This is a genomic window from Achromobacter sp. UBA4530 (assembly GCF_002388205.1).
Classification (GTDB): Bacteria; Pseudomonadota; Gammaproteobacteria; order Burkholderiales; family Burkholderiaceae_B; genus Achromobacter; species Achromobacter animicus.
This window is the reverse complement of record NZ_DGMA01000004.1, coordinates 18797-43289: the sequence shown is the minus strand read 5'-3', so window position 1 is coordinate 43289 and position 24493 is coordinate 18797. Positions and strand designations below refer to the sequence as shown.

Below are 24493 nucleotides of genomic sequence, written 5' to 3'. Positions count from 1 at the left end.
CTGCACCGCAGGGATCGATTTGTCCGAGGATGTCTATGTCTACTGAAGAGCAAGCCGCCGACGCGCCCAAGGGCGAGGTCGTGGCATCGATCGCCTACGTGAACGGACGGCGGGACCGCGAGGTCCCCATCGAAGAGGCCGGCCAGTACGTTGCCCAGCGTCAGGGCCAGAGCATGCTGTGGATCGGGTTGCGCAACCCCAGTCCGGAGACGCTTGCCAAGGTGTCGCGCGAGCTTGGCGCGTGCGACAAGAACCAGGAAGAGATGCTGGAAGCCCACCGGCGTCCCAAGATCATCGACTACGGCAACATGATTCTCATCGTCGCCGTGACGGTCGAAGTCGAAGCCGAGCGGCCCATCTTCGGCGAGACGCAGTTCCTCATCGGCGACGGCTTCCTGGTCACCGTGCGGCGCGGCGCCACCGCCGGGCACAGCCCGCTGCGCGAGCGCCTGGAAGCCTCGCCCGACCTGCTCAAGCGCGGCAGCGACTACGTGGCGTCCGAGCTGCTGGACTGGCTGGTGGATCGCTACGTGGCGGCGGCCGTCAAGATCGAAAGCGTCGTCGAAGGCGCCGAACAGAAGCTGCTGATCCGAGGCGCAAAGGACTCGGACATCCGCAGGCTGTACCGGCAGCGGCGGGATCTCTTGCGCATCCATACCGTGGTGTCGCCGCTGGCCGAGATCTGCCGCCGGCTGGCGCGCGTCGAAATGTCCGCCGTGGACGAGCATGCGCGGCCTTACTTCGGCGAAGTGGCGGATCGCGTGCTGCGCGTGGATGAGCTTTTCAATTCGCTGCGCGAATCGCTGGCGTTCGCCTTTGAAGCCAGCCTGATGATCGGGCAGGCGGCGCAGAACGACACCACCCGCAAACTTGCGTCCTGGGCCGCCATCCTGGCCGTGCCCACCGCGATCGCCGGCATTTATGGCATGAACTTCGAGTTCATGCCGGAACTGAAATCCCCATGGGGCTATCCGGTCACGCTGGGCGTCATCGCGTCCGTGTGTTCCGTGCTGTATTGGCGGTTCCGGAAGTCGGGCTGGTTGTAATCCCGGGGTGTCAGACGACATCGATCAGGCGTCTGCGGCGAGCTCCCTTGTGGCAAACTCGCTGTCGTTTTCCCTCTGGAGTTCCGCCGGTGCGTGGCAAATCCCCCTTTCGCGGCGGCAGCAAGCTGACCGCCCTTGTCGTCGCCCTGGTTCTGGCGGCGGCGGGCGCCATCGTGAACTGGCTTTCCCCGCAGGATTCCGCGCCGCAGCGCCCGGGGCCGACGGCAACCGGCAAGCCCTCGGGGACAGCGCCGGCGGGCGGTAAACCGTCGGCCACGGCGCCTGCGGGCGGTGTGCCGCAAGGAAGCTACACGCTGACGGGCACGATCGTGAATGTGGCGGACGGCGATACCGTGACGCTACGGGCGCCCGACGGGCAGCGGCGCATCCGGATGGACAGCATCGACGCGCCGGAAGAGGGCCATGGCACGGATCAGCCCGGCCAGCCTGACGCCGAGGCGGCGCGCAAGCATCTGGCTGGACTGGTGGCCGGCAAGATGCTCACCGCGCAGTGCTACGAGCAGGATCAATATGGCCGCGATGTCTGCGCGCTGATATTGGACGACGGGCGCTCTGCCAACCGCGTGCAGGTCGAGGCTGGCTACGCCTGGGCCTACACGGCCCGCAAGGGCGATTACCTGCGCGACAAGGCCATGCTGGATCTTCAGCGCCAGGCCAAGGCGGCGGGGCGCGGGCTGTGGGCGAGGCCGGACCCCGTGCAGCCCTGGAAATGGCGCTATGACTGCTGGCGCCAGCGCCAGTGCGGCTGAGCGCCGCCATCGGGGTGCTTCGCCGTCATCCGGGCTTCTCACCTTCATCCAGCCGCCCAGCCGGCACCCCAACGCGCGCCGGCCCGATCCGCCCGTAGCGCCTCTAAGGGCATGCCGGGGTATTTCCCCGGCCCCCCTTTTGCTATCCTCTGTCGCTACGAAACGAAGGGAAGGTTTCCATGGGTGTACTGAAGCGGCTCTGGGCGTCGGCCATGCTGCTGTCGCTGGCGTTGGCGGGCTGCTCGCAAGAAAGCCCCATCAACAGCCCCTATCCATCCGGCGCCGAAAGCCAGAACACGCTGTATTCCGCGTTCGTCAAACGCTCTCCGAAGTACCTGGACCCGGCCAGCTCCTATTCCGGCGACGAAACGCCGTATACCTACAACATCTATGAGCCGCTCTACGGGTATCACTACCTGAAGCGGCCCTACGAGCTGATCCCGCGCGCGGCCGCGTCGATCGATCCGCCGGTGTACCTGGACAAGGACGGCAACACGCTGCCCGCGGACGCGCCGGGCGACCAGATCGCGCAAAGCATCTACGACATCAAGATCCGGCCGGGCATCCGCTTCGCGCCGCATCCGGCCTTCGCCCGCAAGCCGGACGGCAGCTACGCCTACTTTCCGCTGGCGCCCGGCGAACTCGACGACAAGTTCTACATTCCCGACTTCCCGCTGACGGGCACCCGCGAGCTCACCGCAGACGACTACGTCTATGCGTTCCGGCGCCTGGCCAGTCCGCGCGTGGTGTCGCCCATCTATTCGCTGATGGCCGAGCATGTGCAGGGGCTAAAGGATTACGGAGACCGGCTGCGCAAGCGCGACCAGGACCTGCGGCGCGACGTGCCCGGCGGCGCGGGCGCGTCGCCCTGGCTGGACCTGCGCGAGGACGACGGCTTCAAGGGCGTCGAGGCGCTGGATGCCCACACGCTGCGGATCCGCGTCGACGGCAAGTATCCGCAGTTCAAGTACTGGCTGGCCATGACCTTCACCGCGCCCATCCCGTGGGAAGCGGACCGGTTCTACAACCAGCCCGGCATGGCCGCCCACGACCTGTCGCTGAACACCTGGCCGGTGGGCACCGGCCCGTACATGCTGGTCGAATCGCTGCAGAACCGCCGCCACGTGCTGGGCCGCAATCCCAATTACCACGGCGAACCCTATCCCTGCGAAGGCGAACCCGGCGACAAGGCCGCGGGTCTTCTGGCCGACTGCGGCAAGCCTACGCCCTTCATCGACCGCGCCGAGTTCAGCGTCGAAAAGGAAGCCATTCCTCTGACCGGCAAGTTCATGCAGGGCTATTACGACGTGCCGCAGATCGAGCGCGGCGAATACGGCGTGGCCATGCTGGTGGCGGCCGGCGACAGCCAGGACAAGGCGCGCAAGTATCAGGAACACGGCATCAAGCTGCCGACCACGGTCGAGACCGCCAACTGGTACATGGGTTTCAACTGGCTGGATCCAGTGGTGGGCAAGGGCGACACGCCCGAGCAGCAGGAACGCAACCGCAAGCTGCGCCAGGCCATCAGTATCGCCTTCGACTGGGAAGAGTACGTGGCGGTGTTCGAGAACAGCCAGGCGTCGGTGGCCTATGGCCCGGTGCCGCCTGGCGTGCTGGGCTACCGCGATCCGCCCGAAGGCATCAATCCCGTCGTGTATGACCTGGTGGACGGCAAGCCCGTGCGCAAATCCATCGATGTGGCCAAGCGGCTGCTGGCCGAGGCCGGCTACCCGGACGGCCGCAACGCGCAGACGGGCGCGCCGCTGGTGCTGTACTTCGATTCCATGTCCGGCGGCGGCTCCAACCCGCAGTCCGACTGGATGCGGCGCCAGCTGGCCAAGATCGGCGTGCAGCTCGACGTGCGCGCCACCGACTACAACCGCTTCCAGGACAAGATGCTGCGAGGCGCCGCGCAGATCTTCCTGTGGGGCTGGAATGCCGATTACCCCGACGCCGAGAACTTCCTCTTCCTGCTGTATGGCCCCAATGCCAAGGCCAAGGGCGGCGGTGAAAACGCGGCCAACTATGCCAGCCCCGAGTTCGACAAGCTGTTCGAGCAGATGAAATTCCTGGATGACGGCCCTGAGAAGGCCGCGCTGATCGCCGAGATGATCGCCGTCGTCCAGCGCGATGCGCCATGGATGTTCGGCTACTTCCCGATGTCGGGCGGGGCCTATCAGCAGTGGGTCGGCAACGCCAAGCCCACGCAGATGGTGCGCAACACGCTGCAGTACATGAAGATCGACCCGGCACTGCGGCAGCAGAAGATCGACGAATGGAATTCGCCCATCTGGTGGCCCGTCGGCGTCTTCATCCTGCTGCTGGCGCTGGCGATCTGGCCTTCGTATGTGGCGCTCAAGCGGCGTGAACGCCAGACGGCGTTTGTGCCGCCCGAACGCAAGGAGCATCAATCATGATCGGCTATGTCATCCGCCGGCTGTTGTACGGCGTGCTGATTCTGATCGGCGTCAATCTCTTTACCTTCATCCTGTTCTTCGCGGTGAACACGCCCGACGACATGGCGCGGCTGGCCATCGGCGGCCAGCGCGTCAGCCAGGACGCGGTCGAGAAATGGAAGGCCGAACGCGGCTACGACAAGCCGCTGTTTTTCAATGCCGAGGCCCAGGGCACGGCGCAACTCACGGACACGGTGTTCTACCGGCGTTCGGTGCCGCTGCTGGTGATGGATTTTGGCGCGTCGGATGGCGGCCGCGACATCGGCCGCGAGATCAAGACGCGCATGGGGCCCAGCCTGGCGCTGGCGGTGCCCACGTTCTTTCTGGGGTTGTTCGCCAGCATCGTGTTCTCGCTGACGCTGGTGTATTTCCGGGCCACGCGGCTGGATTTCTGGGGCGTCGTGCTGTGCGTGATGCTGCTGTCGATATCAAGCCTGTTCTACATCATCGCGGGGCAGTGGCTGTTCGCGAAGCTGCTGCGGCTAGTGCCGTTCTCGGGCTATTCGGGCGGACTGGACGTGATCAAGTTCCTGGCGCTGCCGGTGCTGGTGGCGATCGTGTCGCGGCTGGGACCCGAAGCGCGCTTCTACCGCACCCTGTTTCTTGAAGAGATCGGCAAGGATTACGTGCGTACCGCGCGCTCAAAGGGCCTGGCCGAACGCGTCGTGCTGTTCCGCCACGTGCTGCGCAACGCCATGCTGCCCATCCTGACCAGCACGGTCGCCGCGCTGCCGCTGCTCTTCATGGGCAGCCTGATCGCCGAATCGTTCTTCGGCATTCCGGGGCTGGGCAGCTACACCATCGACGCCATCAATGCCCAGGACTTCTCCATCGTGCGCGCGATGGTGTTCCTGGGTGCCGCGCTTTACATCGTGGGGCTGATCCTGGCCGACATTTCCTACACGCTGGCCGATCCCCGCGTGCGTTTCGAGTAGCCGCCATGCCCAAGTTCGTCTTTCTCTGGACCGATATCGCGCTGTGGCTGATGGTGGCAGGCGCGCTGGCCTACGTCTGGCACGTGCGCCGCAGTCCCAACCTGCGCGCCACCTGGGCGCGTGTCGCGCGCGACACGCCCGCCATGTGTTCGGCCGTCATCCTGGTTGCCTTTTCGGTGGTCGGCCTGCTGGATTCCGTTCACTACCGTCCGCTGCTGCCGCCCGCACCGGGCGCCGCCGCCGACGCCCCGCCGGTCTATGCGCCCGCGGTGCGGTCCGCGCTGGACGGCCTGTTGGCCGGCACCGTGCTCACGCGCCCCGAAAAAACCTATTCCGAGCCGCTGGCCGCGCATCAGTTCACCAAAGAGACCATGCTGGTCGACGATAAGCCGGTGCGCGATTTTCCACGGCTGCGCGGGGCTGCGCTGCACCTGACCGATCCCGAGAAAGAGCGCGGCGGCGATATCGCGATGCGGCTGGGGTGGGGACTGGCCGCGGGGCTGGCCGTTGCGTTGGCCGGCGCGGTCCTGCTGTTTGCCTGCCTGACGCGCGCCACCGGATCGGCGTCCCATGCCGCCGAGGAATTGCTGGCCGGCCGCGCCGACATTCCCTGGCGCGCCATGACGATCACCTTCGCCCTGTTGTGCCTGACGGTGGGGGCGCTGGCGGGGCTGTCTACCGGCTATCACGCGCTGGGCACCGACCGCATCGGCAACGACGTGCTGTGGCAGGCGCTGAAAAGCATCCGCACCGCGCTCGTCATCGGCAGCCTCACCACGCTGGCGATGCTGCCGCCGGCGATCATTTTTGGGATCGCGGCCGGGTACTTCAAGGGCAAGGTCGACGACGCCATCCAGTACCTGTACACCACCATCACCTCGATTCCCGGCGTGCTGCTGGTGGCCGCGTGCGCGCTGATGATGCAGGTGTACATCGACAACCATTCCGACCTGTTCGACACCTCGGCGGCACGCGCCGACCTGCGGCTGTTCCTGTTGTGCATGATCCTGGGGCTGACCGGCTGGGCGGGGCTGTGCCGCTTGCTGCGCGCCGAAACGCTCAAGCTGCGCGAACTGGAATACGTGCAGGCCGCGCGCGCCTTTGGCGTCTCGCACTGGCGCATCATGACGCGCCACCTGCTGCCCAACGTGGCGCACCTGGTGCTGATCACCGTGGTGCTGGAATTCTCGGGTCTGGTGCTTTACGAGGCCGTGCTGTCCTACCTGGGCATCGGCGTGGATCCCAGCATGAATTCGTTCGGCTCGATGATCGACGGCGCGCGGCTGGAAATGTCGCGCGATCCCATGATCTGGTGGAACCTCATGACCGCTTTCCTCTTCATGCTGGCGCTGGTGCTGGCCGCCAATCTGTTCGCGGACGCGGTGCGCGACGCCTTCGATCCGCGCACGCGGCGCTACAAGCCCAGCCGCCTGGCGCGCCTGGGCTTTCTTGGCCGCCGTCCGGAAGCCATGCTGGCCGCAGACGGCCGCGCCTCCAAGACCGGAGAGGCGCCATGAGCTACGACACTCCCTTGCTGACCGTAAACGGCCTGGACGTCGACGTCGCGGGCGAAAGCGGCATGACGCATGCGGTCAAGCGCCTGCAGCTGGCCATCTCCCAGCGCGAGACCTTCGCGCTGGTGGGCGAATCGGGCTGCGGCAAGAGCATGACGGCGCTTGCGCTGCTGCGGTTGCTGCCGGACGCCGGACGCATCGTGGGCGGGCAGATCGACCTGGACGGCGAAGACCTGAACCGCCTGCCGGAAAGCGCCATGCGCGGCGTGCGCGGCGGACGCATCGGCATCATCTTCCAGGAACCGTCCACCAGCCTGAACCCGGTCATGCGGGTGGGCGACCAGATCATCGAGACGCTGACCGCGCACACGCCGCTGCGCGGAGCCGCAGCGCGCGCGCGGGCCATCGACTGGCTGCGCCGGGTCGGCATTCCCGATCCCGACCGCCGCATCGACGACTATCCGTTCCAGTTTTCCGGTGGCCAGAAGCAGCGCGTCATGATCGCCATCGCGCTGGCGGCCGAGCCCGTGCTGCTGATCGCCGACGAGCCGACCACCGCGCTGGACGTGACGGTGCAGGCGCAGGTGCTGGACCTTTTGGCCAGCATCCAGCAGGAAATGGGCATGGCCGTCCTGCTGATCACGCACGACCTGGCCGTGGTCAAGAACGTGGCGCATCACGTCGCGTTGATGCGCAGCGGCGAGATCGTCGAAAGCGCCAGCGCCGAGGAATTCTTCCGCGCGCCGCGCCATCCGTATGCCAAGCAGCTCTTCGAAGCCATCCCCACCTTCGATAAGCGTGGCGTGCCGCTGACCGAACAGGGCCGCGCCGTGGCCGCGCAGCAGCGCCAGCAGGCCGGGCCGGATCGCACGGCAGGCGTGGTGCTGGATGTGCAGGATCTGAAAGTCCATTACCCGGTACGCAAGGGGCCGCTGCGCCGCATCGTGTCGTGGGTCAAGGCCGTGGACGGCGTGACGTTCACGCTGCGCGCGGGGGAAACGCTGGCGCTGCTGGGCGAATCCGGCTGCGGCAAGACCACCACCGGCAAGGCCTTGCTGCGGCTGATCGACGGCGCGCGCATCTCGGGCCGCGCGATGCTGCAAGGCCAGGACCTGCTGACCGCCGACCGCCGCCAGTTGCAGCGGCTGCGGCAGGACATTCAGATCGTGTTTCAGGACCCGTATGCATCGCTGGATCCGCGCATGCGTATCGGCGAGATCCTGGACGAGGGGCTGGCGTCGCTCAAGCGCGGCATGAGCCGGCAGGACCGCGAAAAGCACGCCGCGCAGCTCATCGAGCGCGTCGGGTTGCCCGCCAACACGCTGACGCGCTATCCGCATGAATTCTCGGGCGGACAGCGCCAGCGCATCGCCATTGCGCGCGCACTGGCGGTCGAACCCAAGGTGCTAATCTGCGACGAGCCCACGTCGGCGCTGGATGTATCGGTGCAGGCGCAGATTCTGGATCTGCTGCGCGAATTGCAGGCCGATCTGGGCATCGCGTATCTCTTCATCACCCACAACTTCGGCGTGGTCGAGTATCTGGCGGACCGCATCGCGGTCATGGACAAGGGCCGCATCGTCGAGCTGGGTCAGGCGGAATCGGTGTTGCTGGCGCCGCGCCAGGAGGTCACGCGCCGGCTGCTGGCCGCGGTGCCGCGTCTGCATTTCGGGCCGCCTGACGCGGATTGATCCGTCTAATGCCGCGTGAATGGGTTGAAGCCGGATCCGGCCGATGTGGCCGGATCCGGTTGAAGCGGCAGCAGGGTTTAGGCCCTGCCGCCGCCTACCCAGGCTGATGCGCGCTGCCCGCCTCCAGCCAGTCCAGCGTGTCTCGCTTCACGCCGCGGCCGCAACGCGTCAGGAACCCGTGCACGGCCTCCAGGTCCGCGGTGTCGTAGTTGCAGGACGTCATCGCGATGGTTTCGGCGATCCACTGCCGCTCCTGCGCGAGCACCCGGCACTGCGCCTCGACCGGCCGGATCACGATGATCCGGCGGTCAAGCGGGTGGCGGCCGCGTTCCACATAGCCGGCCGCTTCCAGCCGGTTGATGAGCGCGGTGGCGCCACCCGAACTGATGCCCATCAACCGCGCCAGATGCCCCGTGGGCAGGGCATCGAACGCCATGACCAGCTCCAGGGCCTTCAGGTCCGCCACCGTCGTGCCCAGCTTCTCGGCCAAGGCCGATTGGCAGGCGGTGTTGTAGGCGGCAAACTGCCGGCCGAGCAGCAGGCCGATCTCGTCCAGCATCCCGGACCGCCGGCTGCTCTTTGATGGCTCGACCATGCCGGTCATGGGCTCGTGGTGATGGTAGGTCTGTTGTTGCAGCATGATGTGGTTTCCTGGCGATTAGGGGGATTACTTCTTGCCGGCCAAGCCGCCGAGCAACCCGCCGAGCAAGCCGCCGTTGGGCGCACCGCCCGTCGTGCCACCTGTCGTGGCGCCCGTCACCCCCACCAGCAGACCGCCGAGCAGGCCGCCGTTGGCTGCGCCACCCGTCGTTCCGCCCGATCCTCCCGAGCTGGCCGGCGCGCCGGTGGTGACACCTGCGCCCGCGCCAGCGCCCGCACCCGCCGCGACGTTCACGCCACCCAGCAGCCCGCCCAGCAGGCCGCCGCCGTTCGTGCCGGCCGAGGCGCCTGCACCAGCCGAGGCGCCCGCACCGGCGGTGGCGCCGGCGCCACCGGTCAGTCCGCCGGTCACCCCACCCAGCAGCCCGCCGCCAGCCGCGCCGCCCGCCGCGCCATTCAGGGCGCCCGTCACACCGCCCAGCAGTCCCGTCACGGGCGCCAGCAAGCCGCCCGCGCCATTGGCGTCGCCGGTCACACCGCCCAGGCCTCCCGTCAGCGACGCAACCGCGCCCGTGGCGTTGGCCAGCGTCGAGCCCAGCGGATTCGCGTTGCCCGGCGTGGCATGGACCAATCCGCCTGCACTGGCGACGGCCCCGCCCAGTCCTTGCAGCACGCCGTTCAAGCCGGGTGCAGCACCTGGCAACGAGCCGCCCAGATTCGTGACCGTGCCGCCCAGGCTGGTCAACAGGTTGGCGACCGGTGCGCCCAGCTTCGTCGTTTCCCCCACTTGCTGAGTCAGGCCCACGACGTTGGCAGCCAACGGGCTGGCGCTGGGGTCGAGCGCGCCGCCCACGCCTGCCAGTGTCGTCTGCAGGCCCAGCGGCAGCACGTTGTCGACGGTCTTGCCGACATTGCCCAGCGCGGGCTCGAGCAGCGGCGTGGTCGGGCCGTTGAGCACTCCGCCCGTCACGCCAGCCACGACCTGGGTAATCGGTTGCAGCAGACCGCCCTGGCCAGCCAGCGGGCCGGTCAGCGCGCCCACCGCGCCGGTGGCATTGCCCAGCACCGTCGTCAGGGGATTGGGATTGTTCGCGTCCGCATGCAGCAGGCCGCCGCTGCTGGCCACTGTCTTGCCCAAACCATCCACCAGCCCGCCCACGCCAACCGACAAGCCGCCGGGCAGGCCCGCGCCCTTGACGTCCGTGCCGAGGTCGCTGACCGCGCCTCCCACCTGTCTGACGATGCCGTCCAGGGGCTGGCCCAGGCCGGTCGTGGCGCCCACCTGCTGCGTCAGCCCGACCACGGTGTCCGCGACCGGCTTGATGGTGGGGTCCAGCGCCTTGCCCACGCCGCCAAGGGTCGAGTCCAGGTTCAGAGGCAGGGCGTTGTCGACTGCGCCGCCGGTGTTGCCCAGCGTCGTTTCCAGCACGCCGATGACGCGGGGCGGGTTGGTGCCGGGATCGGTGCCGCCACCGCCGGGATTGGTGCCGCCTCCCGGGTTGGTGCCACCACCGGGGTTGGTGCCCCCGCCGGGGTTCGTACCGCCGCCCGGGTTGGTGCCTCCCCCGGGGTTCGTTCCACCGCCGGGGTTCACGCCGGGATCCAGGCCGCCTCCGCCGGGGTTGGTCGGGATATCGGTTCCTGGGAGACCTGCGGTTTTCTTCCCGCTGCCGCCGTTTCCTCCGCAGGCGCTCAGTGCGCCTACAAGCGCGGTGGCCAGGACGGTGGCGGAGAGGACGCGATGGAGGCGGCGCTTTTCGGAATGGATCTGCATGACGAACTCCTTTGGCTGGAAGAATCGGGTCCTGAAACAACCCGGTACGCTTCCTGATGCACAAACCATGCCAAGATTTTTCAGATCCGACGCAAAACACCAGTTTGGGTAATGCTGTGCCGAAAAATCCCCTTTGTTATCAGGCCCATATCCAGAGCTTTAAGGGTTTTTCCCTGGTTCCTGATAATCGTTGTTTTGGGATGTCGGCGACCCTGCGACTGTTACGAAAAGCCGGTCATCGGCCGTAACGTTACGGCCGACGTTACGTCGGGCGTTACGTAACATCGGCGCCTTTTCCGAATTAAAAACGCCCGTCGAAACGGGCGTCTTTAAACCATTGCCACAACCGCGCGGGGCAGGGGTTGGCAGTTATAGTGCGTCCCAGAAGAGCGAATAGTTGGCGTTGAAACGCACGTCACGGTCGTTATTGACGGTGGCCGATCCCACCGGCTTGGCCACGTTGAAGTCGAAAAGATAATGCTTGTCGTCGGTGATCCGCACGCCCAGCGCTACGGATGACAGGTGCCGGTTATTCAGCGTCTGCAGGTCCTTGTTGTTGTACCAGGTGCGCGCGTAGTCGACCAAGGCGTAGGGCTGTACGCTGGAAAGGTATGTCCAGCCCACGCCGAAGCGGCGATTGATTTCGGCCGACACGCCGACGCCTTTGTCCCCGCTTTGCTCACCCTGCGGATAACCCATGGCAAACCGCCAGCTGCCAAAGGAGATCTGCTCGGAAGAGGGCAGGATATTGCTGGAATACTGCCCCGCGCCGGAGAACACAAGTCCGAACTGGTGGGGCAGCGCGAATGTCTGCCGGGCGTTCAGGTTGTAGCGCGTGAAGTCCAGGTCCAGCCGTGGCGTCGCGGAATAACCGTAGTTGGTCGAGATATCCTTTTTTGCGCCTGCGGCGTCAAACCCCTTGGCGGCCGTCAACGTGACGTCCGTCGCTTTGGTTTCTGAAACCTGGATATAACGCATCTCGGCTGTCGCGGCGCGCACCTGCGCGTCTTGCTGCAGCCACCGGTCGGATTCGCGGGCTTCGTAACGGTCTTTGGAATTGGCGGCATATACCCCCAATGTCCCGGTCAGCGAACGCCGGTTGTTCAACAGGAACGGATAACTGACGCCGACGCCGATACGATCGTTTTTGACTCGCCGATCAAAACCCAGCAGCTCGATCGCGTCGTCCTGCGGGCGCGCATCATAGTAATAACCGTCAACCTTGACCGACAGGCCATCTGCGCCGATCGGCACCCGGATTTCGCCGGACACGTATTTGACGTCATCGGTATTGAACGGCACTGCCGCAGTGAGCTTCACTTGCTCGCCCAATGGCGTCAGGCTATTGGTCGTGACATTCACTACGGGTTGCATGCCGGTGCCCAGGTCCGCAATGTCGCCGCTCAGGTTGACGGGCTGGCGGCTGGCCGTCAGCGACAATTCGGTGGCGCCGTCTGCGCGGCGGGGCAGATCCAGGCTGGGCGTGAACCTGACGCCTGGCACGGTACGCATGAGGTTCAGCTGGCGCTCTAGCGTGACCTGGCTGAGCGGCCGTTCCGCGAGCATCGGCGCGGCCAGTGTTTCAAGGCGGTCCTGCGCATTGCCGATGTCGCCGTCGATCCGAACATTGGCGATATAGCCTTCGACCACCGTCACGACGACCAGGCCATTTGCGAACGTCTGGTTCTGCACCAGCGCAAATGACAGGGGATAGCCCTTGTCGCGGTAGAGCTGCGTGATCTTGTCCACCTGAGCGACCAGCTCACCCAGGCTGATTTCCTTGCCCGCCAGCGGGGCGAGTATTGCGGACACTTCCTCGAAAGGAATGGCGCGCACGCCGGTGACGTCGAAATTACGCGGCACGATCCGTTGCGCCAACCGGGCCTGCAAGGCCAGTTGCTCCGGGGTGGCGGTCTGGACCACCGGCGGCGGCTGCCTTGCCGAGGGCGGACGTTCCAGCCTTGGCAGGGCGTCCACCGGATTGCCCCGTAACGGTCCCTCCGCGCGGGCGGGCGAGGCCGTTGCCATCATGCAAAAGAGGGCCAGGGCGAACGGGCCGCCCTGAATTTTCACTCGTGTGCCTTTTTTATCTTTCATTTCTGCTTGCTCATGTGAATGCCGAGCCGATAAAGATCGCGTGTCGAGTGGAATAGGGTGTTGCGTGACCAGTAATGGAAAGTTTCGATTAACGCCGTTTATATGGTGCCAGTATTGTCTGAACAATGACAATCGATTTCAAACTGCGGTCGTACGACGTGCAATATGTCTCCCGCGCTCGGTTGTCCCGATGTCCCCATTAATTCGTTGGTTGAAAGATAGGCGAGATTGGGGTGTTTTTTATACGATTCCCTCGAAGTTGGGAGTATCCGTTACAACTGGCGTGTCGCAACATTGCGAAATTCAGTGAAAACCCTGATGCGTATGATTTGGCAATATATAAACTGAGGTCACGTATCAAAAATACGCAAAATGTGTGGACCCTCCCGGAGATTCATATGGCTGGGAATTACTGCGAGATGCACTGCAATTACCTGCCGGCCGCACATAACCGCTGCCGGTCACCACACAAGGAGCTTTCATGAGCCCGGGCGACATCGTCCCGCTCTCCTTCGATAGCGGCCTGGTGGCGCTGTCGTTCCTGATCGCGGCCCTGGGCTCGTACGTCGCCCTGCTGGCGGCGGCGGGCATCCGCGCCGAAACGCAGGACGGCGAGATCCGCCTCGGCTATGTGGTCATCGGCGCGGTGGCGATGGGCGGCGTGGGCATCTGGAGCATGCATTTCATCGGCATGCTGGCGCAGAACCTGCCGTTTGAAGTCGGTTATCAGATGGGGCTGACCCTACTCAGCTTTCTGGTGGCCGCCGGGTTTTCCGGTTGGGCCTTCTGGTATGTCGGACGCGAGCGATTCACTTTTATCCGGTGCCTGATCGGCGGGTGCGCCGCAGGCTTCGGCGTCGCGTCCATGCATTATGTCGGTATGAGTGCCGCGCGCATGCCGGCGGTTCTGCTCTGGAATCTTCCCCTGGTGGTCTTGTCGGTGCTGATTGCCGTCATTGCGGCCACCGCCGCACTCTGGCTTGCATTCAATACGCAGAATGAACGCCAGCGTATCGGCGCCGCCATATTGATGGCCGTCGCGGTATGCGGCATGCATTACACGGGCGCGGCCGCCGGCGCGGTTATCTGCACCGCCGCCAATGACGCCGCCGGCGGGTATATCGGGGGCGCCATGCTGCCGTATATCGCATTCGCCTTGTCCATCATTACCTTGCTGCTCATGCGCTGGCATTTGCAGCGGGCTTCCCAACGCTTTCGCGCGCGCATGGCGCAGCGTATCGACTCGATCATTGAATCGGCGCCTGCTGAGGCGCCGCACAGATCTCCCGGCGCCTCACCTGGTCCGGGTTAGCAGGTCCCTGGGTCCCCGTCGCGGCAGTGCAGTGGCGTGCGGGCGGTTCAGGATTTGAAGGGGCTGGTTCTGTTCACGCAACAACGGCCTCGGTCGTCAATCGATGCTCATGGAGCTTGTTATGAAAGCAACACTTGCGCAGTTCTGGAATGACGAAGACGGCATCACCGCCCTGGAGTACGGGCTGATCGCAGGCATGGTGGCGGTGGCCCTCATTGTGGCGGTGGGCGCCTTTACCGGTTCCTTGAAAGGCATGTTCGAGGACCTTGGCACCAAGCTGGACAACGCCAAGGCAGGTACCGGCACCACGCCGCCGGCTGGCGGCGCCGGCTGAGGCGCAAGCGGAATCGCGCTGCGGTGGTCGGGCCACCGCAGCGCGACGCCGCAACCCGGCCTCGTTTGGTTGATGGGGGCTGCGTCCGCCATGGCGCGCCTGTCGTGTTACCGGATTTTTGGAAGGTCTAGCCTTGTATCCAGGGGTGCTGCTGTGGTGGCTGTTGTTCACATGCTGGATTCTGGCGCTGATCCATGGCGATCTGCGTCATCGCCGCGTCCCCAACCGGCTGATCGTCGTGGGATTCGCGGCCCAATTGCTTTGGCTGCTGGCGGCCTTGCTGGCGCCCGGCTGGGCCTATCCGCCGCGATGGAGCGGATGGCTGCCGACGCTGGCCGGATTTCTGGCGGCGGCGCTTTTCCTGCCGCTGTGGCGCTGGCGTCTGATGGGGGCCGGCGATATCAAGGCCATCGCCGTGCTCGGATTGCTGCTGGGCTTTGCGCCGCTGATGGTCACTCTGGTGCTGGCCAGCGTGCTGGCCGGTCTGCACAGCTTGCTGTATCTGGCCGTGTCGGGCGTCTGGGCACTGAGCAACCGCGCGCGCCAGATTCCCTATGCCGCATATCTGGGCCTGGCCGCCTTCAGCGCGGCGCTTATTCCGTGGAATTCGCCCTGGTATTCGTGGTGTTCTTCCTGGTGTTCTACGGGATCCTGACGTATTCCCTGGTGGTCGCCGCGCAGCATTCCGTGACGCTCGCCGCGCAGGACGGCGCGCGCAAGATCCTGCAGTGGCAGCCGGGCACCGGGTCGCTCTCGGCGCGGGCGGGAGCGGGACGAGAATCGGCGCTGTCGCAGGCGGCGTGGATCAGCGCCATGTCCGCCGGACCCGTACAGGTTGCGGTCTGCGGCAGTGCGGGCGTCCTGACCAGCGCGGCCGGCGGCGCGTGCAGCGGCTTGCCGCTGGCGCAGGATCAGGTCGAAGTCAACGTGTCGTACGCGTACGGCGCCCATCCGCTCCTGCCGGCCGTGCCATTTTTGAACACGGCGCTGATGCCGGCTTCCAGCGTGCTGAGCGCCCGTGCCACGGTGCATCTGGGCGACGCCCTGGGCGGGGGTAGCTGACATGCGCGCGACGCCGAGAACCCTCAACCGCATCAAGACACGCGCGCGCCAGCGCGGCATCGCGGCGCTGGAGTTTTCGCTGACGCTCACGGTGCTGCTGCTCTTCATCTGCGGCGTGGTCGGATTCGGTGCGCTGTTCTGGATGCAGCAGCAATTGGCCGCCGCCGCCGCTGACGGCGCGCGCGCCGCCGTCCATGCGCGGTTCAGCGGCCAGTCCGACGTGCCGGCCATCGCCTGCGTGGCGGCAATGCGAACGTTTTCCGCCGGATCGGCAGTGCTGTGCAGCGCTACGCGCGCGCCGTGCGCGTGGAGCGGGGCAGGCGGGGCGCAGGCCGACTGCGCCACCGTCGCCATGACCTACAACACGCAGACCTGGCCGTTGCTGGAGACCGTGCGTGGCCTGGTCACCGCCTTGCCGGGCGCAAACCGCAACTGGATTCCAAGCAGGCTGCATTCGCAGGCTGTCGTGCAGATATCGCAGGGGACGCCATGAGCAGTCTGAGCAAGATCGTCGCGGGATTGTTGCTGGTGGCGGGCGTCGCGCTTGCGTTCGTGGCCTGGCGTCTGGCGTCGGCGCCGCCGCGCCCGGCAGCCACCGTGGCGCCGGCGCCGGTGGCTGTTGCGCCGGCCGAGCCGGTCAAGCTGTATCCGGTGGTTGTGGCGCGCGAGGCGATCCCGGCCGGTTCACGCATCGACAGCGCACGCATGCTGACGGTGGTGCAGTGGCAGGCTGCGTTGTCCGGCGGCTTTGCCGACGTCGCGCCGCTGGATGGCGCGGTGACAAGGGTGGACATTGCCGTGGGCGATCCGATCGTGCCCAGCCTGCTGACGCAGGGGCTGGCGCGCCAGCTCAAGGCGGGCGAGCGCGCCGTCGCCATCGCGGTGGACGAGGTTGTCGGCGGGGGCAACCGCATTGTCCCGGGCGACATGGTGGACGTGTTCTTCATGATCGAGAAAAGCCCCGAAGTCGCCTCGGGCCAGGCGCGCCTGTTGCAGTCGCAGGTGCGCGTGCTGGCCTATGGCCAGGCCACGGTGGAAGGACCGGACGAGAAGCCTGCCTTGCAGCAAGGCGGTCCTGGCCAGCCGGCGCGCACCGCGGTGCTGGCGGTGCCGGTGGATCGCGTGAACGAATTGATGCTGGCCAGCCGCGCGGGCCGTCTGCAGCTGGCCCTGCGGCCGGTGGGCGACGACAGCATGCCGGATGTGGCCCTGTTCGCCCCGCGCGGCACGGTGTTGCCGGTGCGGGCGGATCTGACGCCCGCGCAGCGCGAGTCGCTGCTGACGGGCCCGAACCGCGCCTTCGCGGGCGAAAGTTTGGTACAGCTCGATGGCAGCACGGCCGCCGCTCTGGCGCCCGCCGCGCGTGGTTCCGCAGCCCGGCCGGCAGCCCGGCCCCAAGGGACCGGCGGCGGCCGGACGGTGGAAATCATTCGAGGAGACAAATCCGAGCACGTGCGCTACTGAACGGGGCGGCGGGCGCACCAGGCGCGGCCCGCAGCCGAAGAATCCCATCATCAGATCCGGCACTATGAAGAAACTTCAGCGCACTACCATGATCTGCCTTCTGTCGGCCGCCGCGGCGATGACGCACGAGGGAATCAGCCTGGCACAAACCGCGGCCCCAGCGACCGGCGCAAACGCGCCGGCCCGCGATATTTCAATGGCGGTCAGAGAGCAGCAGACCGTCATGCTCGACCACGGCGCGCCGTCGCGCATCGCCATCGGCGATCCGGACGTGGCCGATGTAAAGGTGCTGCCCGCTACCGGCAACCGCGCGGGCGCCGTGCTGCTGTACGGCAAGAAGCCCGGCACCACGCGGCTGCAGGTCTGGACGGGCGGCAACGCCGCGCCGCAGGTCTGGACCGTGCGGGTCGGCAGCGGCGTGCAGGGCGCACTGGCCAGCCGTGGTTTGGGCGGCGGCGCCAACGTGGACATTGCGGACGGCCACGCGGTCGTGTCGGGCCACGCCGAATCGCCACTCGGGCAGATCGCCTCGGCCACCATGGCGGCCGCCGCCGTGGGCGGCGACAAGAATGTGGTGGACCTGTCCACCGCTGGCACGGGCGGGGTCGTGCAGGTGGAAGTGAAGGTGGTGGAAGTGTCGCGTTCGGTGATGAAGGCGGCCGGCATCAGCTTCACGGCCAGCAACGGCCCCTGGAGCGGCGGCAGCTCCACCATGCCCGCCAGCCTGGGCGGCGCGCTGGCGTCCGGGTTCTCGCTGTTCTATGACTCCAACAACTTTGCGGCGCGCCTGCGCCTCTTGCAGACCAACGGCATGGCGCGCGTATTGGCCGAACCGACGCTTGTCGCGCTGACAGGCCAGAGCGCCAGCTTCCTGGCGGGCGGCGAGCTGCCGATTCCACAAGCCGGCGGACTGGGAACCGTCAACGTAACCTTCAAGCCCTTCGGCATCGGCCTGACCGTCACGCCCACCGTGCTGTCGCGCGACCGCATCGCGCTGAAGGTGGCGCCCGAGGCCAGCGAGCTCGACTACACCAACGGCATCGCCATCAACACCAGCGAAGACACCAGCACCATCATTCCGGCGCTGCGCACACGGCGCGCCGACACGATGGTCGAACTGGGCGATGGCGAAAGCTTCGTGATCAGCGGCCTGGTGTCGCGCCAGACGAAAGCGATGGTCAACAAGGTGCCCATGCTGGGCGACCTGCCCATCATCGGCGCGTTCTTTCGCAGCGTCGATTATTCCCAGGAAGACACCGAACTGGTCATCGTCGTGACGCCGCGCCTGGTGCGCCCGATCGCGCGCGGCGTGGCCCTGCCGCTGCCGGGCGCGCGGCAGGAGCAGACCGACACGGCGTTCAATGCCTGGGGTTATTACCTGACCGGCCCGGCAAGCGGCCAACAGATGCCGGGATTCTCACGGTGACCAATATGAAGACACATGCCAGCGAAGGAGTGGGCCTGCAGAACGGCACGCGGTTCCTGTTTTGTTCTCAGGGCAGTGCGATCGCCGCGCAATTGGGAATGGCGTTGGGTGACCTGGGCGTGCTGACCCAGGAGTCGCCGCGCATCGAGGAACTGGCGCGGCGCCTGACCGAGCTGGCGCCGCAGGTGGTGTTCCTGGATTTCTCACTGAGCGACGACGAACCCGGCAAGCTGTTCAAGTCCGCCGAACTGGCGCGCCTTCTGGCGCGCATCGCGCCAACGCTGCCGCGCGTGGCGGTCGGCTACGTCAGCCAGCCGGAGGGCGCGATCGCCGCGCTGCGTGCGGGCGCGGTTGATTTCGTCGATCCGTCCGTGGCGCCGCAGGAAGTTCGGGAAGTGGTGCTGCGCGTGCTCGACCGGCCGTCGGGCGGGCGCACGGACGGCACGCGCCGCAGCGTCGTGCTGATGGGCGCGCGTCCCGGCGTGGGCACCAGCACCTTGTCCGTCCATCTGGCAGGCATGGTGCAGGACCGCCTGAAGCTGGCGCACAACCAGCGCGCCGCCAAGGCTTCCCAACCGCCGGGCGAGCCGCTGCCGTTGTCCAGCCGCGTGGCGCTGATGGACCTGGGCTGGCCCGTGGGCGATTGCCAGCTGTACCTGAACATCGGCGGCGACTTCGATTTTGCCGAGGCGGCGCGCAATCTGCGCCGCCTCGATTCCACGCTGCTCGGATCGGCGATGGCGCACACGGCCAATGGCCTGAGCGTGCTGTCGCTGCCGCGCGATCTGGGACAGATGCGCGAAGTGTCGCAGTCGGATTCGCTGCTGGTGTTTGAACGCATGCGTCAGCATTTCTCGGTGGTCGTGGCCGACGCGGGCGGCTTCACCAATGCCGAGTTCGTGTCGGGCCTGGCGCGCAACTCGCAGCTGAACTGGATCGTGACCGACCAGAGCGTGGGCGCGCTGGTGTCGCTGGCCGGGCTGTTGCAGGAACTGGAGCAACTACACGTGGACCGCTCCACCCTTGGCCTCATCGTCAACCGCTATGACGAGCGCTACGGCATGACGGCCAAGCAGATTTCTGAGCGCTTCAACCTGGAACTCGTGGGCACGCTGCCGGACCGCACGCTGCCGCTGATGGTGTGCACCAACCGCGGCCATCTGCTGCACGAAGAGGCCGAGCGCGACGTCTACGTGCGCGCGGTGCAGACGCTGGCCGAACGCCTGTGCGCCGAGGAAACCTCGCCCGGCGGGCACGCAAGCTGGCTGGCGACCTGGCTGCCCGGCGTGCATCGCCGCATGGTGATCGGCTGAAGGCCAACAGCGCCTGACGGCGAAACAGACGGAAGGTTACGGGATCCGACATGATCATGACAGCGACGATAGAGTTCGGCGGCGACGGCGACAAAGGCTTCTCGGCGTCGGACCGCTATCAGGAAGTGAAGACGGCAGCCTACGAGCATCTGCTGTCCCGCATCGAGGAACTGGGTGCGGAATTCGGCCGGTGGGCGCGATCGGCCATTCAGGAATTCGTGGACATCGAGGTCGCGAGCTTCGTGCGGATGCGCCGCGTCGCGATCAACGAAAGCGAAATGCGCGCCATCGCCGAAGCCCTGACCAAGGAGCTGGCGGGCCTGGGGCCGCTGGAAGACCTGCTCGCGGATCCGGCCGTGGAAGACATCCTGATCAACGGCTACGACAACGTCTTTGTCTCGCGCCGCGGCGTGCTGGCCCGCGAGTCGCTGCGCTTTACCGACAACCAGCATGTGCTGCGCATCGTGCGCCGAATCCTGGCGCCCATCGGCCGCCGGCTGGACGAGTCCAGCCCGATGGTGGATGCGCGCCTGCCCGACGGCGGCCGGCTGAACGTGGTGATCGAGCCGCTGGCGGTGGACGGTCCCATGGTGTCGATCCGCAAGTTCCGGCAGGACCCGCTCAAACCGGCGGACCTGCTGACGCTGGGCACCTTCGACGAAGCGATCTACCGCCTGCTGAACGAGGCCGTGAAGAACCGCTGCAACATCCTGGTGTCCGGCGGCACCAGCTCGGGCAAGACGTCGCTGCTGAACGCGCTGGCGTTCTTCATTCCTGAGAACGAGCGCGTGGTGACGGTGGAGGACACCGCGGAACTGTCGCTCAACCATCCGCACGTGGTGCGGCTGGAATCGCGCCAGGGCGGCTTTGACGGAAGCGGCGCAGTCACCATCCGCGAACTCATCCGCAACAGCCTGCGGATGCGGCCGGACCGCGTGGTGGTGGGCGAAGTGCGCGGCGCCGAGGTCATGGACATGCTGCAGGCCATGAACACCGGCCATGAAGGGTCGATGGCCACCATCCACGCAAACTCGCCGCGCGAATGCCTGTACCGGATCGAGATGCTGGCCGGCTTTGCCGGATTCCAGGGCAGCGAAGACAGCCTGCGGCGCCAGATTGCCAGCGCGCTGGATTTCATTGTGCAGATCGGCCGCCTGTCCAACGGCAAACGCCGCGTGCTGTCGGTGACCGAGATCACCGGCATGGGCGACAACGTCATCTCCACGCAGGAGCTATACCGCCACGACCCATTTGCGACGCCGGATGGGGAGGAGCGGGATCGCTGGAACTGGCTGGGCATCCATCCCCATACGCCCAAGCTGGCCAAGCTGCGCAACGAGGCGCGCGCCAACGACAACGCGCCGGACGACCGCGATGGCGGGGGTGGCTTCTGGAGCCGGAGGCGCTGATGCAGGACGTGATGGCGCTGTTGAGTCTGGCGGCGGTGCTGGCCGTGGGCGCGGTGCTGCTGTGGCGCCACGCCGACCGCAGCGCGCGCCGGGCCGCCAGTTCCGCGTTCCTGGACAGCCAGTTGGCGCGCGGCCGCGAAGAGACGGCGGGAGACGCGCCCTTTGCCGAGAACGCGCGCGAGTTCCGCAGCGGCCACGCCGGCTGGGACCGTTTGCTGCGGCTGGCCGGCCTGCGGCAAAGCGTCGGCCTTTACCTGCGCATCGCGCTGCCTGTCGTCGCGGGCGGGGCGCTGGCGTGGGCCTTTCTGGGACCGCTGTCGGGCGCTGTGACGTTCCTGCTGCTGGCCGTGTTTGCGTACTTCTTGCTATGGCTGAGGGCCGACAAGCGTCAGCGCCGGATGATTTCACAGTTGCCCGCGTTCCTGGACAACATCGTGCGCCTCTTGACCATCGGCAACAGCATCGCCGCGGCATTCCGCACGGCGGCGGCCGCCACCGATGAGCCGCTGCGAGAAGTGGTGGAGACGGCCGCCAGCCTCAGCAGCTCGAAAGAACTGGACGCGGCGCTGGCGCACGTGTCCCGCATGTACGGGCTGAAGGAGCTGTACATGGTGGCGGCCGTGGTGTCGCTGGCGATGCGCTTTGGCGGGCGCAGCGATCAGGTGCTGGAGCGCATGGCGGCCTTTATGCGCGATGTCGCCCAGGCACGCAATGAGCTGACGGCAAGCTCGGCAGAGGTCCGGCTGTCCGCCTGGATCCTGGCGCTGCTGCCCGTAGGCGTGGCCGGCTTCATCATCGTCGCCAACAACAACCTGTTCATGGGCCTGTGGGAAGACCCGCAGGGCTTCAAGATGCTGCTGACCGCGGTCTGCCTGCAGATCGGCGGCTGCTATTGGCTGTATCGCATGGCCAAGGCCATCTGAGGGGAGGCGGCGCATGGACACCCTCCAATCCTTGAACGCGAACACCGTGCTGGCGATGGCGCTGATGCTGGTGGCGGCGGGTCTGGTGGTGCTGGGGCTGGGCATGGCGCGGCGCCTGCGCAGCCAGGACCGCAGCCGCCAGGTGGTGGATCAGGCGCTGGCGGCGCGGGGAGGCGCAGCGGCATCCGCGGCGCCCAGAGAAGAAAGACGCGGCAGGCTGGCCGCGGCGGCGCGTGTGGCCGATACGTTCGGCAAGCGCCTGAGCGAAGGCCGGCTCGCCGACGCGCTGCTGGCCGCCGAAGACCGCAAGCTGGTCGACATGGCTGGCTACTCCCAGCCCGGCACCGCGCGTTCGCGCTTCGTGCTGGTCAGGTTTGGCCTGGCGCTGCTCTTGCCGGTGGCTGTGATTCTGCTGGACTGGCACAAGCAGGTGCCGCAGATGCCGTTGCGCGCGTTTGTCGCGGGATTCGTGGCGTTTGCCATCGGCTACATGCTGCCCAAGTGGATCGTGCAGCGCCGCCTGGCGCGCCGCCGCCGTCAGGCCGCCGACGAGCTGCCTTTGCTGATCGACCTGTTGCGTCTATTGCAGGGCGTCGGCTTGTCGATCGACCAGAGCCTGCAGGTGCTGGTCAAGGAGTTCGGCCAGGTGCTGCCGGTGCTGGCTTCGGAATTGCGGCTGGCCTCGGAACTGTATGTGCGCGGGCGCACGCGCGAACAATCGCTGGCCCGCATGGCCACGGGTTTTGACAACGACGACCTGTCCGCCATCTGCCGCCTGATCGCGCAGGTGGATCAGCACGGAGGCGCCGTGCAGGAGCCGCTGAACCGCTTCGGCGAGCGCCTGCGGGACAAGCGGCGCCTGGAGCTGAAGGAGAAGGTGGGCAAGACCACGGTCAAGATGACCGGCGTCATGATCGTGACGCTGCTGCCCGCCCTGTTGATCGTGACGGGCGGCGCGGGGTTTATCGCGGTGTTGCGCGGCTTGTCGCGCATGGGAGGGATGTGATGGACGGAAGAATGGAAAACCGGTCGCGCTGGGGGCTTGTGGTCACGGTGCTGGTCATTGGCGCGGGTCTTGCCGGATGCCAGACCAACAAGGCGGAATCCGCCTGGCAACTGATCCAGCAACAGCAGCAGGAGCAGGCGCTGATGCGGCAGCAGGAGGACGAGGCCGAGAACAAGCGGCGGCCCAAGGAGCCGGAGCTGATGCTGTCCCTGATCGTCGAGGCGCAGCGGCAGGACCGCTACTTCGCGTCGCTGGCGTATATCGATGGCTTTCAGCAGAAGTTCGGCAATGATCCGCGTGTGGCCGTCCTGCGCGCCGAGGCGCTGCGCCAGACCGGCCAGACCGCGTTGAGCGAAGCCGCCTACCGCGCGCTGACCACCACCGATCAGGCAGCCGAGGGCTGGCATGGCCTGGGCCTCATCGCCGGCGGGCGCGGGCAGTTTGATCAGGCGGCCGACTACCTGGGGCGGGCGGCGCGGCAGTCGCCGATGGACGCGCGGATCCTCGGCGACCTGGGCTATGCGCGGCTGCGCGCGGGCGATCCGGCGGGCGCGCGGGTGCCGCTGGGGCAGGCGGCCGAGTTGACGCCCGATAGCGGCAAGGTGCTGGCGAATCTGGCGGTGCTGTTGCTGGTGGAGGGCGATGCGGTGCGGGCCCAGCAGTTGATGGCGCGCGCGCAACTGGGCGAGGAGGCGCGTGGGCAGGTGCTGCGCATGGCCGCCGAGATTCGTGGCCAGTTGGCGCCGGCGCCGGGCGCGTCTTCCGCGTCGGCCACCCGGGTGTCCAGCGGCGAGCAGGTGGTGTTGCCCAGGATGAGCCCGCTGATGGAAGGGCTGGGCAATGGTCCCATCGTGCGTTAACCCAATGTTCAGGAAAATCGCCATGATCCGTTCCCTTCCGCACGCGCTTTTGATGCTGGCCTGCGCCGCGATGGCGCCTTCTGCGGCACACGCGCAGACGAATGCGCCGTTGACGGGTGGCATGTCCGCCGTGCCGGGCGCCGCTGCGCCGGACGCCGCTGCGTCTCCGACCGCCATGCCGGACCGGCCGGTGGTGCAGCAGGTGCAGACGCCGATGCCGGCGGCAACGTCAGCATCCACGCCGTCCGCGGCCCCCGCCGCGCCGGAAGCCTTCGGCGACGTGACGCGCGGGCTGCTTGCCGCGCAGGCTGACGGACGGCGGGCCGGCAATGCGTTGCCCGTGCTGGGGCCGGTCTCCACGGCCGCGTGGAACCGCTACGTGGAAAGCTTCAAGCAGCCCATTCCCGTGTGGTTCGACCGGAACGTGGAAATCCCCAACGTCCAATAGCTCCCCTCGGCGGGGCGCTCCCGCCGCATGCCCAGACGGAGTCGCAAGCGCAT

At 66.8% G+C, this 24493-nt stretch carries 22 protein-coding genes; 19 read left to right on the top strand and 3 right to left on the bottom strand.

Annotated elements, in window-relative coordinates:
* The first annotated feature begins 35 nt into the window (after positions 1–35).
* The 6 genes from B2W22_RS02555 to B2W22_RS02530 all read left to right on the top strand — a co-directional run bounded on the left by B2W22_RS02555 (position 36) and on the right by B2W22_RS02530 (position 8412).
* Positions 36–1046: a magnesium and cobalt transport protein CorA gene (locus B2W22_RS02555; protein ID WP_175126147.1), complete on the top strand. Its 1011-nt coding sequence runs from the start codon at positions 36–38 to the stop codon at positions 1044–1046.
* A gap of 89 nt (positions 1047–1135) precedes the next feature.
* Positions 1136–1816: a thermonuclease family protein gene (locus B2W22_RS02550; protein WP_286936081.1), complete on the top strand. Its 681-nt coding sequence runs from the start codon at positions 1136–1138 to the stop codon at positions 1814–1816.
* A 179-nt stretch (positions 1817–1995) separates the two neighbouring features.
* Positions 1996–4233, top strand: coding sequence for an ABC transporter substrate-binding protein (locus tag B2W22_RS02545; RefSeq protein WP_239213187.1), 2238 nt, complete (start codon positions 1996–1998; stop codon positions 4231–4233).
* The gene (locus B2W22_RS02540) at positions 4230–5207 is read left to right on the top strand and encodes an ABC transporter permease (protein ID WP_056563262.1); all 978 of its coding nucleotides are present in this window, start codon (positions 4230–4232) and stop codon (positions 5205–5207) included. Before B2W22_RS02545 ends, B2W22_RS02540 begins: the two co-directional genes overlap by 4 nt.
* Before the next feature lie 5 nt (positions 5208–5212).
* Positions 5213–6724: an ABC transporter permease gene (locus tag B2W22_RS02535; RefSeq protein WP_175126144.1), complete on the top strand. Its 1512-nt coding sequence runs from the start codon at positions 5213–5215 to the stop codon at positions 6722–6724.
* Positions 6721–8412 carry an ABC transporter ATP-binding protein gene (locus tag B2W22_RS02530; protein WP_175126143.1) on the top strand — a complete coding sequence of 564 codons (1692 nt, stop codon included), beginning with the start codon at positions 6721–6723 and terminating at the stop codon, positions 8410–8412. Before B2W22_RS02535 ends, B2W22_RS02530 begins: the two co-directional genes overlap by 4 nt.
* 94 nt (positions 8413–8506) lie before the next feature.
* On the opposite strand, the gene B2W22_RS02525 is transcribed toward B2W22_RS02530, so the two are convergent.
* The 3 genes from B2W22_RS02525 to B2W22_RS02515 form a co-directional block, all read right to left on the bottom strand.
* A complete protein-coding gene (locus tag B2W22_RS02525) occupies positions 8507–9052 on the bottom strand; it encodes a MarR family winged helix-turn-helix transcriptional regulator (protein ID WP_175126142.1) in 546 nt (181 codons plus the stop codon).
* 27 nt (positions 9053–9079) lie between these two features.
* A complete protein-coding gene (locus B2W22_RS02520) occupies positions 9080–10786 on the bottom strand; it encodes a collagen-like triple helix repeat-containing protein (RefSeq protein ID WP_286936080.1) in 1707 nt (568 codons plus the stop codon).
* Between the two features lie 369 nt (positions 10787–11155).
* Entirely contained in the window at positions 11156–12817 is a 1662-nt protein-coding gene (locus tag B2W22_RS02515; protein WP_239213296.1) for a ShlB/FhaC/HecB family hemolysin secretion/activation protein, read from the bottom strand.
* Between the two features lie 547 nt (positions 12818–13364).
* On the opposite strand from B2W22_RS02515, the gene B2W22_RS02510 reads away from it, so the two are divergent.
* The 13 genes from B2W22_RS02510 to B2W22_RS02450 all read left to right on the top strand — a co-directional run bounded on the left by B2W22_RS02510 (position 13365) and on the right by B2W22_RS02450 (position 24440).
* Positions 13365–14195 (top strand): MHYT domain-containing protein, encoded by an 831-nt coding sequence (locus B2W22_RS02510; RefSeq protein ID WP_239213191.1) that lies wholly within the window; start codon positions 13365–13367, stop codon positions 14193–14195.
* Positions 14196–14316: 121 nt separating this feature from the next.
* A complete protein-coding gene (locus B2W22_RS02505) occupies positions 14317–14529 on the top strand; it encodes a Flp family type IVb pilin (protein WP_056563247.1) in 213 nt (70 codons plus the stop codon).
* A gap of 118 nt (positions 14530–14647) precedes the next feature.
* A complete protein-coding gene (locus tag B2W22_RS02500) occupies positions 14648–15184 on the top strand; it encodes an A24 family peptidase (RefSeq protein WP_286936079.1) in 537 nt (178 codons plus the stop codon).
* Complete coding sequence (locus tag B2W22_RS02495; RefSeq protein ID WP_286936078.1) at positions 15130–15591, top strand: TadE/TadG family type IV pilus assembly protein; 462 nt, start codon at positions 15130–15132, stop codon at positions 15589–15591. The genes B2W22_RS02500 and B2W22_RS02495 overlap by 55 nt, the downstream gene beginning before the upstream one ends.
* Before the next feature lies 1 nt (position 15592).
* Positions 15593–16084 carry a TadE family protein gene (locus B2W22_RS02490; RefSeq protein ID WP_286936077.1) on the top strand — a complete coding sequence of 164 codons (492 nt, stop codon included), beginning with the start codon at positions 15593–15595 and terminating at the stop codon, positions 16082–16084.
* On the top strand, positions 16081–17055 hold the full coding sequence (gene cpaB / locus B2W22_RS02485) for a Flp pilus assembly protein CpaB (RefSeq protein WP_286936076.1): 975 nt from the start codon (positions 16081–16083) through the stop codon (positions 17053–17055). The genes B2W22_RS02490 and cpaB overlap by 4 nt, the downstream gene beginning before the upstream one ends.
* 64 nt (positions 17056–17119) lie before the next feature.
* On the top strand, positions 17120–18481 hold the full coding sequence (locus B2W22_RS02480; RefSeq protein ID WP_175138059.1) for a type II and III secretion system protein family protein: 1362 nt from the start codon (positions 17120–17122) through the stop codon (positions 18479–18481).
* Entirely contained in the window at positions 18478–19794 is a 1317-nt protein-coding gene (locus tag B2W22_RS02475) for a pilus assembly protein CpaE (protein WP_175123677.1), read from the top strand. Before B2W22_RS02480 ends, B2W22_RS02475 begins: the two co-directional genes overlap by 4 nt.
* A 50-nt stretch (positions 19795–19844) precedes the next feature.
* Positions 19845–21203, top strand: a complete 1359-nt coding sequence (locus B2W22_RS02470) for a CpaF family protein (protein WP_175123676.1) — start codon at positions 19845–19847, stop codon at positions 21201–21203.
* The gene (locus B2W22_RS02465; protein ID WP_175123675.1) at positions 21203–22126 is read left to right on the top strand and encodes a type II secretion system F family protein; all 924 of its coding nucleotides are present in this window, start codon (positions 21203–21205) and stop codon (positions 22124–22126) included. The genes B2W22_RS02470 and B2W22_RS02465 overlap by 1 nt, the downstream gene beginning before the upstream one ends.
* Positions 22127–22139: 13 nt before the next feature.
* A complete protein-coding gene (locus tag B2W22_RS02460; protein ID WP_239213200.1) occupies positions 22140–23132 on the top strand; it encodes a type II secretion system F family protein in 993 nt (330 codons plus the stop codon).
* An 11-nt stretch (positions 23133–23143) separates the two neighbouring features.
* Complete coding sequence (locus tag B2W22_RS02455) at positions 23144–23992, top strand: tetratricopeptide repeat protein (RefSeq protein WP_414631933.1); 849 nt, start codon at positions 23144–23146, stop codon at positions 23990–23992.
* A gap of 22 nt (positions 23993–24014) precedes the next feature.
* Entirely contained in the window at positions 24015–24440 is a 426-nt protein-coding gene (locus tag B2W22_RS02450) for a DUF3613 domain-containing protein (RefSeq protein ID WP_286936074.1), read from the top strand.
* The last annotated feature ends 53 nt before the right edge of the window (positions 24441–24493 follow it).